We start from the raw sequence: 14,733 nt of genomic DNA on the forward strand, positions 1-14,733 counted from the left end.
GATCAGCGCTCCATCCCGACAGGCACGGGCAGCAAGCGCAGCACGTCTTGCAGCACTTGAGCGGTCGTGACGCCCTGCATGCGCGCCTCCGAACGCAGGTGAATCCGGTGGCCCAGTACAAGTGGGGCCATCGCCTTCACATCGTCCGGAAGAACGAACGCCCGATGGTTCAGGAACGCATAAGCTTTAGCCGCGCTCGTCAGCGCGACGGCCGCGCGCGGGCTGGCGCCGAGCAGTACGGAAGCGTGCTGGCGCGTGCCTCGAATAAAGGCGATCAGGTAATCGGCGACCGTCGACTCCAGATGGATTCCCTCAGCCAGCTTCTGCATGCGGGCGATGTCCTCGACCGTTGCCACCGCTTGAAGAGATTCCGCCGCCCGGCTGGCCCCCGGCTCCATTACAAGTCTTTTCTCGGAGGCTTCGTCCGGATAACCTAGCTTGATTTTCATTAGAAAACGATCTAATTGCGCTTCGGGCAAACTGTAAGTTCCCTCGAATTCGATCGGGTTTTGCGTAGCAAACAGCATAAACGGATGGGGAAGGCTGTAAGTCTCCCCGTCGACGGACACCCGCTTCTCTTCCATCGCTTCCAGCAAGGCGGATTGGGTTTTCGTCGTGGCGCGGTTGATCTCGTCGGCTAGCAGCAGGTTTGCCATAACCGGACCGGGCCTGAACACGAATTGCTCTTGCTTCGGATGATAGATCGAAACGCCGGTAATATCGGTAGGCAATAAGTCCGGGTTACATTGAATTCGATGAAAAATGCCGCCGATCGACAAGGCCAGCGCCTTAACCATCTGCGTTTTGCCGGTTCCCGGCACATCCTCGATCAGTACGTGCCCTCCCGCGAGCAGCGCCGTCAACATGAAAGCGATTTCGTCTTTTTTTCCATAAATACAAGATTCCATATTCTGTTTAATTTTATCCAGTAGTTGCATCGCGCCATGGTGATCCATTTCTCGCTCCTCCTATGGATTCTACTTTGATGAGGTTGTGAACTTTGAAGTTTTTTTTAGGGTCATTTTTCATTATACCGGAATTTGGATAGCATCGTAAATTTTAGTTTCTTCCAAAAATGCATATAAAAACAGCCAAACCCGGATCGGGCCTGGCTGCTGTGAAACATAATCGATGTTAAAGGGGCAAGGGGATGTCCCCCCTTACAGAGCAACCGCTTCGTTTCAGCCCTTGGGCTTGACGACCAATGCGGCGAGAAAAGAAAACACGATGGCGGCCGAAATGCCCGCGCTCGTCACGCTGAAAATCCCGGTAATGACGCCGATCCAGCCGACCTCCTGCAGCTCGGTCAATGCGCCGTGAACCAGCGCGTTGCCGAAGCTCGTGATCGGTACGGTGGCTCCGGCTCCGGCGAAATCCACGAGCGGATCGTACCAGCCTACCGCGTCCAGCACAGCGCCCGTCACGACGAGAAGCGACATCGTATGCGCAGGGGTCAGCTTAACGACGTCGAACAGCAGCTGGCCAACGACGCAGATCGCTCCTCCGACCACGAACGCCCACACGTAAGTCATCATCCGTTTGCACCTCCTTGTCCCGGATTGGCGGCTTCTATGGCGACGGCATGCGCGACGCAGGGAATGCTCTCCCCTTGCTGGTAGGACAGCGGGCTGAGCAGCGCTCCCGTAGCGACGACAAGAACCCGTTTCAGATCTCCGCTGCCGATTCGCTTGAGCAAATGCCCGTACGTGACGACGGCCGAGCAAGCGCAGCCGCTGCCGCCCGCTTGCACCTTCTGCTTCTCCACGTCGAAGATCATCAGCCCGCAATCGTTAAATTTCGTACGCTCCATCGGAACCCCGTTGCGCTGCAGCATTTCGCTGGCGAGCGGATGCCCGACGCCGGCCAAATCGCCGGTGACGATCAGATCGTAGTAGCCGGGCTCCCGCCCCGTCTCTTGAAAATGTCCCTGAATCGTATCGACGGCGGCCGGTGCCATTGCCGCTCCCATATTAAACGGATCTTTAATGCCCAGATCCATAATTTTGCCGATTGTGGCGGCCGTGATCATCGGCCCGCTCCCGCTGCGGCCTATGACGGCCGCTCCCGCCCCGGTTACGGTGTATTGCGCGGTCGGCGGCTTCTGCGAGCCGTATTCCGTAGGATACCGGAACTGCTTCTCGACTGTGCAGTTGTGGCTGCAAGTTCCCGCCATGGCATAATCCGCGGCGCCGGAGCTGACGAGCAGCGACGCGACGGCGAGCGATTCCATCGAAGTGGAGCAGGCCCCGAAGACGCCGAGATACGGCGCTTCCAGCTGTCTGACCGCAAACGTCGTGCTGATGATCTGGTTCATCAAGTCTCCGCCCACGAAGAAATTCAGCTTGTCCTTGGAGAGCTTGGCATGCTGCAGCGCGATGTCCGTCGCCTGCTCCATAAGCACTTTCTCTGACTTCTCCCAAGTCGGCTGACCGATCTCCAGATCGGGATGAACGAGATCGAAATCGGCGGCCAGCGGTCCCTGACCTTCATCCGGGCCGACGACGGTTCCTGTGGCGATAATGACGGGCGGCTGTTCGAACACCCATGAGCGTCTACCCTGTAATATCATGCCACGCCCCGATTCCGAACACCCAATACACGATGCCCACGACGAATGCGGCTACGACGCCGAACACGATGACCGAACCGGCCAGCTTGAACATATTGGCGCCTACGCCGAGCACAAGCCCTTCCGCGCGGTGCTCGATCGCCGCCGAACACATCGAGTTGGCGAATCCCGTAACGGGAACGGCGCTGCCCGCGCCCGCCCATTGAGCGATTTTATCGTATACGCCCATGCTTGTCAGAATGACGGCCAGCAAAATCATGACCGCTACAGTCGGATTGCTGGCATCCCTGGACGACATGTGGAACACAGTAATGAAAAATTGAGTAACCCCTTGGCCGATCGTGCAGATGATTCCGCCTACCAGAAATGCTTTCAGGCAGTTGGTCCATACGGACCGGGATGGCTCGCGCACCTTGGCAAAGGCTTGATATTCCTTAGACGACATCGACACGGGTTTGTAAGCTCCGGAGCCTCGTCCGGCGCCTTTCACTGCCATTCGTAACACCTCCATCTATAATCAGTCGCGACTAAGCTCGTCTCGTTCATTATTTCCCATTGCGGGTCCATGTCATTCGACAAACTGACTTTAATCCGGTGGAACAGGCACGGTTGGGCGGCTACCCACATACAATGATAATGCTTCTTTTTCCGCGAGCGATCCCACTTTCGGAGGTGGTCTTCCCGTGCCCGATTTAATGACATCCATTGCTTTGTTTCTGAAACAGCTTTCCCTGCTCGTCTCTTACGTCAAAAATAACGCGTTCCCGCAGCCGCTGACCGACGATGAAGAGGCGCTGCACTTGAGGCGGTTGGCCGAAGGGGATCCCGTGTCCCGCAACCTGCTGATCGAACATAATTTGCGGCTGGTCGCGCACATCGTCAAGAAATTCGACAACACCGGAGAGGATTTGGAGGATTTGATCTCGATCGGAACGATCGGCCTGATCAAAGCGATCGAGAGCTTCCAGCCGAACAAAGGAACGAAGCTCGCGACGTTCGCGGCCCGCTGTATCGAGAACGAGATACTTATGCATTTGCGATCGTTGAAAAAAACGAGGAAAGACGTTTCCCTGCACGACCCGATCGGAACGGATAAGGAAGGCAACGAAATTACGCTCCAAGATATTCTCGGCACGGAGCCCGACGAAGTCGTCGACAAGGTTGAATTGAAAATCGAGAAAAGCAAAATTTACCGCAATCTCGACATTCTGGACGACCGGGAGCAGGAGGTCATTCGCGGCCGGTTCGGACTGGACGGCGGCGGCGACGAGCGTACGCAAAGAGAGATTGCTCGCGAGCTGGGCATTAGCAGAAGCTACGTATCGAGGATAGAAAAGCGCGCGCTCATGAAGCTGTACCATGAATTCTATAAGGCAAAACGTTGAACTTGGCCTTCATATTCGCAACGGACGACAAAAGACGGTATCCCGGTCAGTCGATTGGGGTACCGTCTTTTTGTCATCCAGCAATGCCGCTTCACGGCTGCGCCCATAACGAAAATCTAATACATACCTCACAACATTCCTAACAATTATCATCTAACATGGGACCTAACTCATAAAAAAGACCTGACTAGCAGCTCAAACTATAACAAGCAAGGAGCATGAATATGCGCAAAAAACATCTTTTTCCGACTGTCCGGAAATCTTTTAAGCTCAAACTATTGTTAATCTTGCTAGCCTTATCGTTAATCCCGCTTGTCGGCGCCTCGTTAGCTTTGGTCATGCAATCCAGCTCCGCCTTGAGCTCGGTCAATAAAGACGCCTTCGAAGAAGCCGCCGGTCTGAACGCGAAATATATTAACGACTGGATTTCCCAAAAAATCGAATCGATCCAATCTGTGGTGAAAAGTCATCCGGAATTTATGAATAACGACCCCGATCAAGTGATGCCGGTGCTTAAAGTGATGGCGCAAAGCGATCCTGACGTACGAGCGTTCTCCTATGTGGATACAAAAGGAATCGTCTACGACACGGAAAATCAAAGCTATGACGGAAGCGGGTTCCAAAATGTGCAAAACGCGCTGAACAACAAGCAAACGGCCGTTTCCGATATTCTGAAAGACGTCAACGGAAATATTGACATTATCATTATCGATGTTCCGCTTGTCGACGCCAAAGGCGAGGCTAAGGGTATCGTTCAATCTTTGCTTGAAGTATCCAAAATCACGAAAGTGGTTAAAGACATTCAGGTCGCTAAAACGGGAATCGGGTTTTTGGTCTCAAGCAAAGGCGCCTATCTGATTCATTCCGACGCTTCGAAAATCGGCAAAACGATGACAGAGACTGAAAATAGCGATACCGTCGAACAGATAAACAAGTATGTGTTGGCCGAAAAGAGCGGGTACATCAATTATCGGGACAGCAGCGGTCAAAGCATCATTGCCTCCTTCAAGGAAATCGAGAGAACGGGCTGGAGGCTGCTTATGACTGCTCCTGCGAAGGAAGTTAATGAGCAAGCAATGCAATCGAGGCAAATGGCGATCGGGATTATTATCGTTTCTCTCCTCTGCGTAGCTGTCGTTGCCGTCATGCTCTCGAAAGTGATCGTGAGGCCGATTTTGACGATTTCCGATTCCTTGCAGCAGGCCGCGGCAGGGGATCTAACCGAACGAATGCAGATCAAGCGGGCGGATGAAATCGGACGTCTCGCCGAAAATTTCAATACGATGTCCGAGAACTTGCGCAACTTGATCGCGGAAGTCAAAGGCAATGCCGGATCGATCAACGCGGCGGCGGCCGAAATTTCCGCCAGCACCGAGGAAATCGCCAAGGGCAGCACTTATCAGGCGGAAAACTCGCAGGCGATGACGGAGCTGTTCGGAAATCTGCTGGTCGTCATCGAATCTTCGACGCAGAATGCCGAACAAGCATCCGTGCTTTCGGCTCAAACCGTTCAGATTGCCAAACAAGGCGGAGAGGCGATCGGGCTTTCCATCTCCGGCATGAGCGGCATTAACGAGCAAATGAATTTGCTGGTCAAAAACTCGCAGGAAATCGGAAACATCATATCCGTTATCAAAGAAATCTCCGAGCAGACCAACCTGCTCGCGCTTAACGCGGCTATTGAGGCGGCACGGGCGGGCGAACAAGGCAGAGGCTTTGCCGTTGTCGCCGATGAGGTCCGCAAGCTCGCGGAACGAAGCAGCGATGCAACCAAGCAAGTCAGCCATATTATTACGGGGATTCAAGAAAATACGAAGAAAACGGTCCATTCCGTCTCGGAAGGCGTACGTCAGTCCAAAAAAACGCAGGAAGCGTTCGATAGCATCGTGGCGAAAGTAAATGAAACGTCGCAAATGGTGCTGCAAATCGCCGAGTCGAGCGAAGCCCAGGCGCAGAGCGCATCGGAGTTTAAGCAGTCCATCGAATCGATCGCTTCGACAAGCGAGCAGTCGGCCGCTGCAGCGGAAGAGACGGCAGCGTCCTACCAGTCGCTCACATCGATCGCGAAGCGTCTGGACGGTTCTATTAATGTGTTTAAGATCTAGCGATTTCGGCGCGCAAACGTATGGAAAGAGCCGAAACCGCCCCGCCGATCCACCAGGCTATTGTTATTTTTCCACAAAAAACGCCGCAAGCTCCGCTGAAATGATTTTCGCGTCCAGCTTCTTCGTGTGGCCGAGCCCCTTTTTGCTTCTCAATTGCGAGCGGGGGAGCACCTCGGCCAGCGCCTGAGAGGCGCGACGCAGCGAAGCGGGGCTCTCCGTGCCCTCCAGCACCAGTGTCGGCATTTGGACAGCGCTCCACATAGATGCGGTTAATGGCTTTCCGGCCATATATCCTTCGAGCAATGCCGCATCGTAAGGAAGCGTGTGCGCCACCGCCATCAGCTTGGACCATACGCCCGGCATCAAACGCATCATGCTCACAACAAAGGACGGCGCCCCCATCCCCTCGGTCATAAAATATCTAATCGCTTCGGCGCGACGATTGTCCGCAATCAACCTTGAGACCTGCTTGAGCAGATCTTGCGGCGGCCGGCGATCCGACGGATCTACGATAAACGGAGGCTCATGCAGCGCCAGCTTCGCGATGCCCGCTCCGTTCGCCGCCGCTCGCAGAGCGAGCACCGCGCCGGACGAAAGTCCCCATACATAAGACGAACCGCCCGCCTCATCGATCAAAGCCTGAAGATCCTCGATCTCTCGCTCAATCGAATAGGGCTGCCGGTCGCCGCTTTCTCCGCGACCGCGACGATCGTAGTTAAAGACCGTAAAACGATCCGATAACAGGGAAGCCAGCTTGACCATTGCCGGGAATTTACGGTAGCTGAACGCTCCTCCAACGAGGATAAGCGCCGGTCCTTGACCGATTTTGTCATAAGCAATCTTGGTGCCGTCCTTCGATGCTGCCATGTACATTGTGAAATCTCCTTTGCGGATATTTATCCGAGCTTCTATGAATACGACGAACCGCCAACGGGAAAATCGACACATCGGAAAAAAAGTTTTTGGAGCGGAAAAACTATTTTCGGCACCGGCGGCGCTATAGCAAGAAAGCCGCCCAAATCATGAGCGGCCTTCTTGCTATAGCGTGTTGGAGGCTTGTTTTATCAGACCGGTCAGCATCTCGCCGTCCATCTGTTGTCCGCTGCGGAACTTGATCGTTTTTCGTTCCGCCGGGCCTTCGAACAAGCCTTCGGGCAGATCCAGCTCCGCTGCATTGAAAATCGTGAAGCTCACGGCGTCCTTGGAAGTCGAGATGACCGCAGCATATTTTTTGTTTTTAAGAAAATGAGGTTTATTATATTGAATGCGTTCCTGAACGTCGGGAATCGCGTCGTGAACAACCTGACGCAAATGACGACACAACTCGGCTTGCCACGGCTCTTTGACCTTCTCAATAAATTCGTTAACCTCTTGACTCATCCTAACTTCCCCTCTCGTAATCGCCGCTTATTCCGCGGCGCAATCGGAAGCGCGACTCAAGAGCAAATCGCGTTCCTTGTCATTGCGCGCCAGAGCGGCCGCTCGTTTGAACTCCGTACATGCTTCCTGCTTTCGCCCCAGCTTCATGAGGAAGTCCCCTCGAACGCTAGGCAACAAATGATAATTTTTCAAGGACGGCTCCTGCATCAACGCATCTACAACTTCCAGCCCTACCTCCGGACCGAATGCCATCGACAATGCTACGGCGCGGTTCAGTTCGACGACAGGCGACGGCGCAACTTGCGCAAGAGCGTCGTACAGCGCCGAAATCTTGACCCAATCCGTCTCCGCAGCCGTGCGGGCGCGAGCGTGACATGCCGCGATTGAGGCTTGAATCATGTATGGGCCCAGCGCTTTGCCGAGATGCTCGGCTCTTTCGATTGCGGCCAGCCCCCTCCGAATAAGCAGGTAATCCCATAGCGCCCGATTCTGATCCATAAGCAGAATTGGCTCGCCGCTCGGACCGACGCGCGACTTGAATCTGGACGACTGAATTTCCATCAGCGCTACAAGTCCGTGGACTTCCGGCTCATCGGGAACGATCTCGGCCAAGATTCGACCAAGGCGCAGCGCTTCATTGCAGAGCATGGGCCTGATCCAGCTCCCGCCGGAAGACGCGGCATATCCTTCGTTGAACAGGAGATAGACGACCTCAAGCACGGACGACAACCGGGTCGCCAGCTCAGCTTTCGGCGGTACGTCGAAAGGAACGCGAGCTGCCGCAAGCGTGCGCTTGGCACGGACGATTCGTTGGGCGATCGTCGGTTCGGGAACTAGAAACGCGCTGGCGATTTCCTCGGTCGTCAGCCCCCCTAGCAGCCGCAACGTGAGCGCTACCCGCGCTTCGGCGGAAAGAACGGGATGACATGTCGTAAAGATGAGGCGAAGGAGATCGTCGCGGACAGGGTCGTCGAGCGCCTCGTCCCAATCCGGCTCGTGCTGGCGCTCGATCTCCCAGCCCATCTCCTCGTATTTGCGGTCGCGCAGCTTGTCTCTGCGCAGATGATCGATCGCTCGGCGTTTGGCCGCTGTCATTAGCCAAGCGCCGGGGTTGTCGGGTATGCCCGTCTGCGGCCATCGTTCTAGCGCAATGAGCATCGCATCCTGGGCCAGATCCTCGGCAAGCCCGACATCGCGCACCATCCGTGCGAGACTGGCGATTATTTTAGCCGACTCGATTCTCCAAATTCCGTCGATCGTACGGTGAACGGAAGCTTGCTTCACGCCCCCGGCTTCCTCGTGACTTGAGCCTGTATTTCAATTAGCTTGGCCAACGCTTCCGGGTCCTGGGTGAGCTCGGGCGCCTCGAATACTTGTCGCAGCTCGATCTCCCCTTCGCCCGAGCCATGGGGATCGGGCATTCGCATCGCCCATTCAATCGCCTCTTCCCGCGACTTCACCTCAATCAGCGTAAATCCCGCAATCATTTCCTTCGCTTCCGTGAAAGGGCCGTCCACCACCTTCGGCTTCCCTCCCGGCTCCGGATAAGAAATGCGAATCGCACCCGTGCTCGGGTGAAGGCCATCTGCCGCGACCAGCACTCCGGCTCTCGCCAATTCTTCATTATACCTGGACATGGCCTCCAATAGCTCCTGACTCGGTAGAACTCCCGCCTCGGAATCTTGGGTTGCTTTGACGATCATCATAAATCTCACTGTAATCTCCTCCTTTGAATTTGACTCTATATAAACAACGAACGGGAATCGACGGAATCGACAGCAAAAACACTATCCATAATATAACATTCACTCTCAAATTCACAAATAAATAAACCTGATTCTGCTCGATCCGATCGAACTGTTGAAGAAGGCAGCTACATACGAAAAAGAGCCCTCGCTCCCGGGGACTCTTCGTTGCAATTTGCTCCTATCTCTATACTGCGTACTAGCGGTCGCTCCTTGCCCTCGCTTGCTCCTCCTCAAGCTGCTTCAATATCTCATTCACTTCATCCGGCGTAAAAATTCCCTCGTCATTCGCATCCGGCGTGACTCGATCATGATCTGCTGGCAGCATGAAATTCCTCTCCCCCGACCGATTCTTTAAGAATCTTGACTTCTAAATTTCTATATCTATTGTACTAGTCGGCTCTCAACAGATTCTGAACAAATTAAAAACAAATAACGCCGGTTCGAATGAACCGGCGCCATTACAACAAAACGAGGGCATCGCGCGATAGGTCTTACAGTCCGAAATCCGAAGGGTTCAGGTTCACCGCGCGGCAAATTTCGCGGACGACGTTCTTCTCCTGCTCGTCGAAGTCTCCGTCGGCGGCGCCGATCGCGCAGCACACGCTGACGACGATGCGGGCGATATCCGGCTTGTCCTTGAACTTGATAATCGGCTTCATCGCCTCGGCTTTGCCGATCATCCCGTCGAAGTCGAAGTTGCCCGTGTAGAAATTGAATCTTTCGATCACTTTAGGCGTTTCAAACACTTTAAGCTCTTCGTTATGTTGAATGTAGCCGATCATTTTTTGCTTTTCCGCAGCGCTGATCTGACCGTCGGCCGCGGCGACGATCGCGCAGCCCGCTACGACAGCGTCCATAAAGTCCTTGTTTTTGAATTTGGTTACTTGGTCCTTCAAACCTTGCTTCATAGAAGCCAATCTCTGGGCAAACGTGCTCATCGCAATGATCCTCCCGATTGATATCGATTAATTAAATGGATAAGCTTATTGTACCTTAACGCCATCGTTCGATCAAATTCGACCTCCTCATCGCTCTCGTCGCGAATTTTTTTCCACACTGACAAATGGCCCAAGGAAGTCTATAATAACAGAGGTACGAAATTCATCTTCGGAACATTCTAGAGGTGCATGAAGTGGTTATTATCGTCTACGACCTGGAAATGACAGTGCGGCGCAAAAAAGGGCAAATCGCCGAAATTATAGAGATCGGAGCGGCCAAAGTCGGAACGGTCGACGGACAGCCTCGGATCGTCGATACGTTTCAAGCGTTTGTTAAACCGACCGTCGTCCCTCAGCTGTCCCCTGATACGACCGAATTCACGGGCATCTCGCAGGAGAACGTCGACGGTGCAGAGGCTTTGCCGCAGGTAGCTCGGGAGTTTATCGAATGGATGGGACAGGAGGAATACTTCCTCTGCGCGTGGGGACCGGACGATCAGCGCCAGCTTATCCAAGAATGCCGCCGGCATCAGATGTCGACGGACTGGATCGTCAACCATAACAATTTGCAGAAAATGCTGTCCAAAGTATATAAGCTCGAGAAACACCAGCAGATGGGTCTGAAGCCTGCGCTTGAAATGCTGGAAATCCCGTTCAGCGGCTCTCATCATCGCGCGATGGACGATGCGGTCAATACGGCGCATATTCTCGTCAAGCTTTACGACAAGTTCCAGTTCCGCCGCAACAAGCCGAGCGACGAGACGAAATTCGAGAGCGAGGTCGTCTATAAAACCGAACATTACGAAAATTTGCCATTCGCGGGACTCGCCAACCTGTTCACCGATCCGGCCAAATGAAGAGCGATTCCGAGTCGTCTTAAGGACGCGGGGGGATCGCTCTTCCCTGCCTATCGACAGCTTTTGCGCCGCAACCCGTTCTGGTCAAGCTGTCGGCTTGTGTGATAGAATCAAGGATAGACATTCCGGTTAATCCGAAAGAGAGGGAATACTGTTGGCTAACAAAAAAATGCGCTCAGACATGATCACCAAAGGTTTCGACCGCGCTCCGCACCGCAGTTTGCTTCGGGCAGCCGGCGTTAAGGAAGAGGATTTCGGCAAACCGTTTATTGCCGTCTGCAATTCTTATATCGATATCGTGCCCGGTCACGTTCACCTGCAGGAATTCGGCAAAATCGTTAAGGAAGCCATTCGCGAAGCGGGCGGCGTGCCGTTCGAATTCAATACGATCGGCGTCGACGACGGCATCGCCATGGGTCACATCGGCATGCGCTACTCCCTTGCCAGCCGCGAGATTATCGCCGACTCGGTCGAGACGGTCGTTAACGCGCACTGGTTCGACGGCATGGTCTGTATCCCGAACTGCGACAAAATTACGCCGGGAATGATGATGGCTGCGCTGCGCGTCAACATTCCGACGATCTTCGTCAGCGGCGGACCGATGAAAGCCGGACGCACGAGCGACGGCCGCGCCATCTCCCTGACGTCGGTATTCGAAGGCGTCGGCGCCTATATGACCGGCAAAATCGACGAGAAAAGCTTGACCGAGCTTGAGCAATTCGGTTGTCCGACTTGCGGCTCCTGCTCCGGCATGTTCACCGCCAACTCGATGAACTGTCTGGCGGAGGTGCTTGGCCTTGCCCTACCGGGCAACGGTACGATTCTTGCCGTCGCTCCAGAGCGTCGCGAGTTTGTCAAGCAGTCGGCAACGCAGCTCATGGAACTGATCAAACAAGATATTAAACCGCGCGACATCGTCACGCTCGATTCGATCGACAATGCGTTTGCGCTCGATATGGCGATGGGCGGTTCGACGAACACGGTATTGCACACGCTCGCTCTCGCTCACGAAGCCGGCATCGAATACCCAATCGAGCGCATCAACGAAGTGGCCAAGCGCGTTCCCTATTTGTCCAAGCTCGCTCCCGCTTCCGACCACCATATCGAAGACCTGCACAATGCGGGCGGCGTAAGCGCGATTATTAACGAGCTCTTCAAAAAAGAAGGCGCGTTGCAAGGCGATGTGCTGACCGTCTCGGCCAAAACGCTGCGAGAGAACGTCGAAGGCGCGGAAATTACCGATCACTCGGTTATTCGTCCGATCGACGACCCGCATACCAAAGAAGGCGGATTGTCCGTTCTGTTCGGCAACTTGGCGCCGGGCGGCTCGATTATTAAAGTCGGCGCAGTAGACAAATCGGTCGGCGGCTATCACCGCGGACCTGCCATCTGCTTCGATTCCCAGGAAGAAGTATTGAAAGGTCTTGCCGAAGGCAAGGTCAAAGAAGGACATGTCGTCGTCATCCGCTACGAAGGGCCTAAAGGCGGCCCGGGCATGCCGGAAATGCTTGCTCCGACTTCCCAGATCGTCGGCATGGGACTCGGAACGAAAGTCGGTCTCATCACCGACGGACGATTCTCCGGCGCATCGCGCGGCATCGCTATCGGCCACATCTCCCCGGAAGCGGCAGAGGGCGGTCCGATCGCGTTCGTTCATGACGGAGACATTATCGAGCTGGACATGAACAACCGCACCATCACGCTGGAAGTGAGCGACGAAGAGCTCGAACGCCGCCGTTCCGAATGGAAAGGCTTTGAGCCGAAAATCAAGCGCGGCTACCTGGCTCGCTATTCCGCAATGGTTACCAACGCTAGCCAAGGCGGCGTCATGAAACTATAATATTTGCAGCAAGAGGCTGTCCCATAAGTAAAAAAGTCGTACAAAAAGATAATCGATAGAGAATGTTATCGTGCATATATCTCCTTCCGATGCTATACGATCCTGAAACCTGAATGGGTAAACCCGTTAAGAGGTGATTTCAGGACCGTATGAGGCAGTCTCCAGGAGATATATGCACTTTTTTCTTGATCGATTATCTTGCACAACCTTACTTGTGGGACAGCCCCTCATACGAAAGGCGGGTTGGATCAACCGTATAGGCAACACATTTTTATACTCTTGAAAAAAAGGCTTCCCTCCAATCACCTCACGATGACTGAAGGAAAGCCTTTTTTATTCATTAGGATTATAGATTACACCAGCTTGCCCACCGTAGTCTCATCAAATGGTCCAGAGACGTTTTCCGATAACTCTGGTTCCGCAGCCCGCTTGCCGGCGGACGTGTCGCTCGTCTTGGCGGCGGCGCGCTCCCGTCCGACGCGACGAACCTTCTTCGACTCGTCTGCCCATCTCAGCAGCGTATCCCGCTCCATGATCAACATCCGAGGATTCAAGGATTCGCTATGCTCGCGCACCCGTTCGTTGCCGGCAGGGTGAACGACCCTAATCATAAACCGCAAATAAAGGTTTGTCGACCACGAGAATAGTCCTTTGGGCAGATCGAACATTTCGAAGCCCAAGCTCTCGCCTCCGCGGTGAATCATCGATACTCCATAAAGCGCCTTAACTTCGTCGCCTTTCGGGATGACAGCCAGCTCTCTAGCCATATCCGGCAGCACCTTTTCGATCTCGCGAATGATTCTGATCGCCACCTGCAGCGACGTCTTCGACTTCATCCCGGCTTCGACAAGCATACGGTTTTCGAAATGGATTTCCATGATCAGGTCTCCCGGTTTAAGCTCCCTGCCGTTCTGCAGCTTAAGCTCATAGCCGGAATACTTGCGAATGCGGTAATTGAAAAATCCGGCGCTGCCGATAGGACGAAGCCTGAATACGACGTGAAACAGCTTCTCCCATAGCATCCACAAGCCAATGACCAGTTTCTTGAGCGGGCCGACGGAGGCTTTCCGTTCCGCGCTTGCTCCCTCGGCAGCTCGACCTGCCTTTCTCTTCTTCGCAGCCCGCTCTGTCACCTCGATCATCTCGTCGATGCCGATAAAACGATAGCCCAGCTTCTCTCCATCGTTCAAAATTCTCTCCACCGCAGCAAGTGTATTCTCGGGCGCATCCCGGTCCGCGCCGAACGTGCTTCCGCAATCATGAAGCAGGAACACCTGCCCGGGCTTAAGCTTCCTCTTCATTCGGCGATACAACCTGTCTGCTCCGATCCGTTTCTTCCAGTCCCCGAACAACGACGTCCAGAGCACAATCTGAAGATGTCCGAGCCGGGCGTAATCGAACACGTTGACGATTCCCCACGGCGGACGATAATACATCGGCTTCTTTCCGGTAATCCGCTCAATCACGTCCGACGTCTGACGGATTTGCCGCTTTACCGTGCCTGGGCGCATAAACCAGTTCATATGATGGACGTAGTTATGTATGCCCAGAATATGTCCTTCTTCGTGTATTCTCGCCACGATGTCCGGATACTTCTCCGCATTTTCCCCGACAACGAAAAAAGTTCCCTTTGCTCCGTGTTGCTTCAACAGATCAAGCAGCTTAGGCGTATATTCGGGATCAGGGCCGTCGTCGAACGTCAAGGAAATCCCGTCGGACGATTTCCCGTTCATAAACACTCTGTAGCCGAAAATCCGGCTGATCAACGCCGGCAAAAAAGCATAAAAAGTCAAAAAATAAAAACCGATCCAGAGGATGATTTCCATGCCTTCCCCACCATCTTGATTGCCATATTAGTTGTGCGCGCGGTTGTTAGCCCACCATATATTTTAACATATGCTCAGACAAAAT

The 14,733-nt window shown here is 54.0% G+C and carries 15 protein-coding genes; 4 read left to right on the forward strand and 11 right to left on the reverse strand.

Annotated elements, in window-relative coordinates; all coding sequences use genetic code 11:
* Positions 1-2: 2 nt before the first annotated feature.
* From J4772_RS18300 to spoVAC, 4 genes are all read right to left on the reverse strand, one after another.
* The gene (locus J4772_RS18300; RefSeq protein ID WP_116063551.1) at positions 3-956 is read right to left on the reverse strand and encodes an AAA family ATPase; all 954 of its coding nucleotides are present in this window, start codon (positions 954-956) and stop codon (positions 3-5) included.
* A gap of 225 nt (positions 957-1,181) precedes the next feature.
* Positions 1,182-1,532: a stage V sporulation protein AE gene (gene spoVAE, locus J4772_RS18305; protein ID WP_116063576.1), complete on the reverse strand. Its 351-nt coding sequence runs from the start codon at positions 1,530-1,532 to the stop codon at positions 1,182-1,184.
* The gene (spoVAD, locus tag J4772_RS18310) at positions 1,532-2,566 is read right to left on the reverse strand and encodes a stage V sporulation protein AD (protein ID WP_209077247.1); all 1,035 of its coding nucleotides are present in this window, start codon (positions 2,564-2,566) and stop codon (positions 1,532-1,534) included. Before spoVAD ends, spoVAE begins: the two co-directional genes overlap by 1 nt.
* Positions 2,553-3,065: a stage V sporulation protein AC gene (gene spoVAC / locus J4772_RS18315; protein WP_116063553.1), complete on the reverse strand. Its 513-nt coding sequence runs from the start codon at positions 3,063-3,065 to the stop codon at positions 2,553-2,555. Before spoVAC ends, spoVAD begins: the two co-directional genes overlap by 14 nt.
* Positions 3,066-3,252: 187 nt before the next feature.
* On the opposite strand from spoVAC, the gene sigK reads away from it, so the two are divergent.
* On the forward strand, positions 3,253-3,954 hold the full coding sequence (sigK, locus tag J4772_RS18320; protein WP_116063554.1) for an RNA polymerase sporulation sigma factor SigK: 702 nt from the start codon (positions 3,253-3,255) through the stop codon (positions 3,952-3,954).
* Positions 3,955-4,178: 224 nt separating this feature from the next.
* Positions 4,179-6,059 (forward strand): methyl-accepting chemotaxis protein, encoded by a 1,881-nt coding sequence (locus tag J4772_RS18325; RefSeq protein ID WP_209076548.1) that lies wholly within the window; start codon positions 4,179-4,181, stop codon positions 6,057-6,059.
* A gap of 63 nt (positions 6,060-6,122) precedes the next feature.
* On the opposite strand, the gene J4772_RS18330 is transcribed toward J4772_RS18325, so the two are convergent.
* From J4772_RS18330 to J4772_RS18350, 6 genes are all read right to left on the reverse strand, one after another.
* A complete protein-coding gene (locus J4772_RS18330; RefSeq protein ID WP_209076550.1) occupies positions 6,123-6,932 on the reverse strand; it encodes an alpha/beta fold hydrolase in 810 nt (269 codons plus the stop codon).
* Positions 6,933-7,097: 165 nt separating this feature from the next.
* On the reverse strand, positions 7,098-7,439 hold the full coding sequence (locus J4772_RS18335) for a DUF1801 domain-containing protein (protein WP_209076552.1): 342 nt from the start codon (positions 7,437-7,439) through the stop codon (positions 7,098-7,100).
* Positions 7,440-7,466: 27 nt separating this feature from the next.
* Positions 7,467-8,723 carry an RNA polymerase sigma factor gene (locus tag J4772_RS18340; protein ID WP_209076553.1) on the reverse strand — a complete coding sequence of 419 codons (1,257 nt, stop codon included), beginning with the start codon at positions 8,721-8,723 and terminating at the stop codon, positions 7,467-7,469.
* Positions 8,720-9,154, reverse strand: a complete 435-nt coding sequence (locus J4772_RS18345) for a YciI family protein (RefSeq protein ID WP_209076555.1) — start codon at positions 9,152-9,154, stop codon at positions 8,720-8,722. Before J4772_RS18345 ends, J4772_RS18340 begins: the two co-directional genes overlap by 4 nt.
* A gap of 229 nt (positions 9,155-9,383) precedes the next feature.
* Entirely contained in the window at positions 9,384-9,512 is a 129-nt protein-coding gene (locus J4772_RS37355) for a hypothetical protein (RefSeq protein WP_256442728.1), read from the reverse strand.
* Positions 9,513-9,678: 166 nt separating this feature from the next.
* Positions 9,679-10,125 carry a tellurite resistance TerB family protein gene (locus tag J4772_RS18350; RefSeq protein ID WP_116063560.1) on the reverse strand — a complete coding sequence of 149 codons (447 nt, stop codon included), beginning with the start codon at positions 10,123-10,125 and terminating at the stop codon, positions 9,679-9,681.
* A gap of 194 nt (positions 10,126-10,319) precedes the next feature.
* Here J4772_RS18350 and J4772_RS18355 point away from each other — a divergent pair, with 194 nt between their 5' ends.
* Positions 10,320-10,982, forward strand: a complete 663-nt coding sequence (locus J4772_RS18355) for a 3'-5' exonuclease (protein ID WP_209076556.1) — start codon at positions 10,320-10,322, stop codon at positions 10,980-10,982.
* A 169-nt stretch (positions 10,983-11,151) separates the two neighbouring features.
* The gene (ilvD, locus tag J4772_RS18360) at positions 11,152-12,822 is read left to right on the forward strand and encodes a dihydroxy-acid dehydratase (RefSeq protein ID WP_116063577.1); all 1,671 of its coding nucleotides are present in this window, start codon (positions 11,152-11,154) and stop codon (positions 12,820-12,822) included.
* 353 nt (positions 12,823-13,175) lie between these two features.
* Here ilvD and J4772_RS18365 read toward each other — a convergent pair whose 3' ends face one another.
* Positions 13,176-14,648 (reverse strand): polysaccharide deacetylase family protein, encoded by a 1,473-nt coding sequence (locus tag J4772_RS18365; protein WP_209076558.1) that lies wholly within the window; start codon positions 14,646-14,648, stop codon positions 13,176-13,178.
* Positions 14,649-14,733: the final 85 nt, after the last annotated feature.

Source organism: Cohnella sp. LGH (assembly GCF_017671885.1).
Lineage (GTDB): Bacteria > Bacillota > Bacilli > Paenibacillales > Paenibacillaceae > Cohnella > Cohnella phaseoli.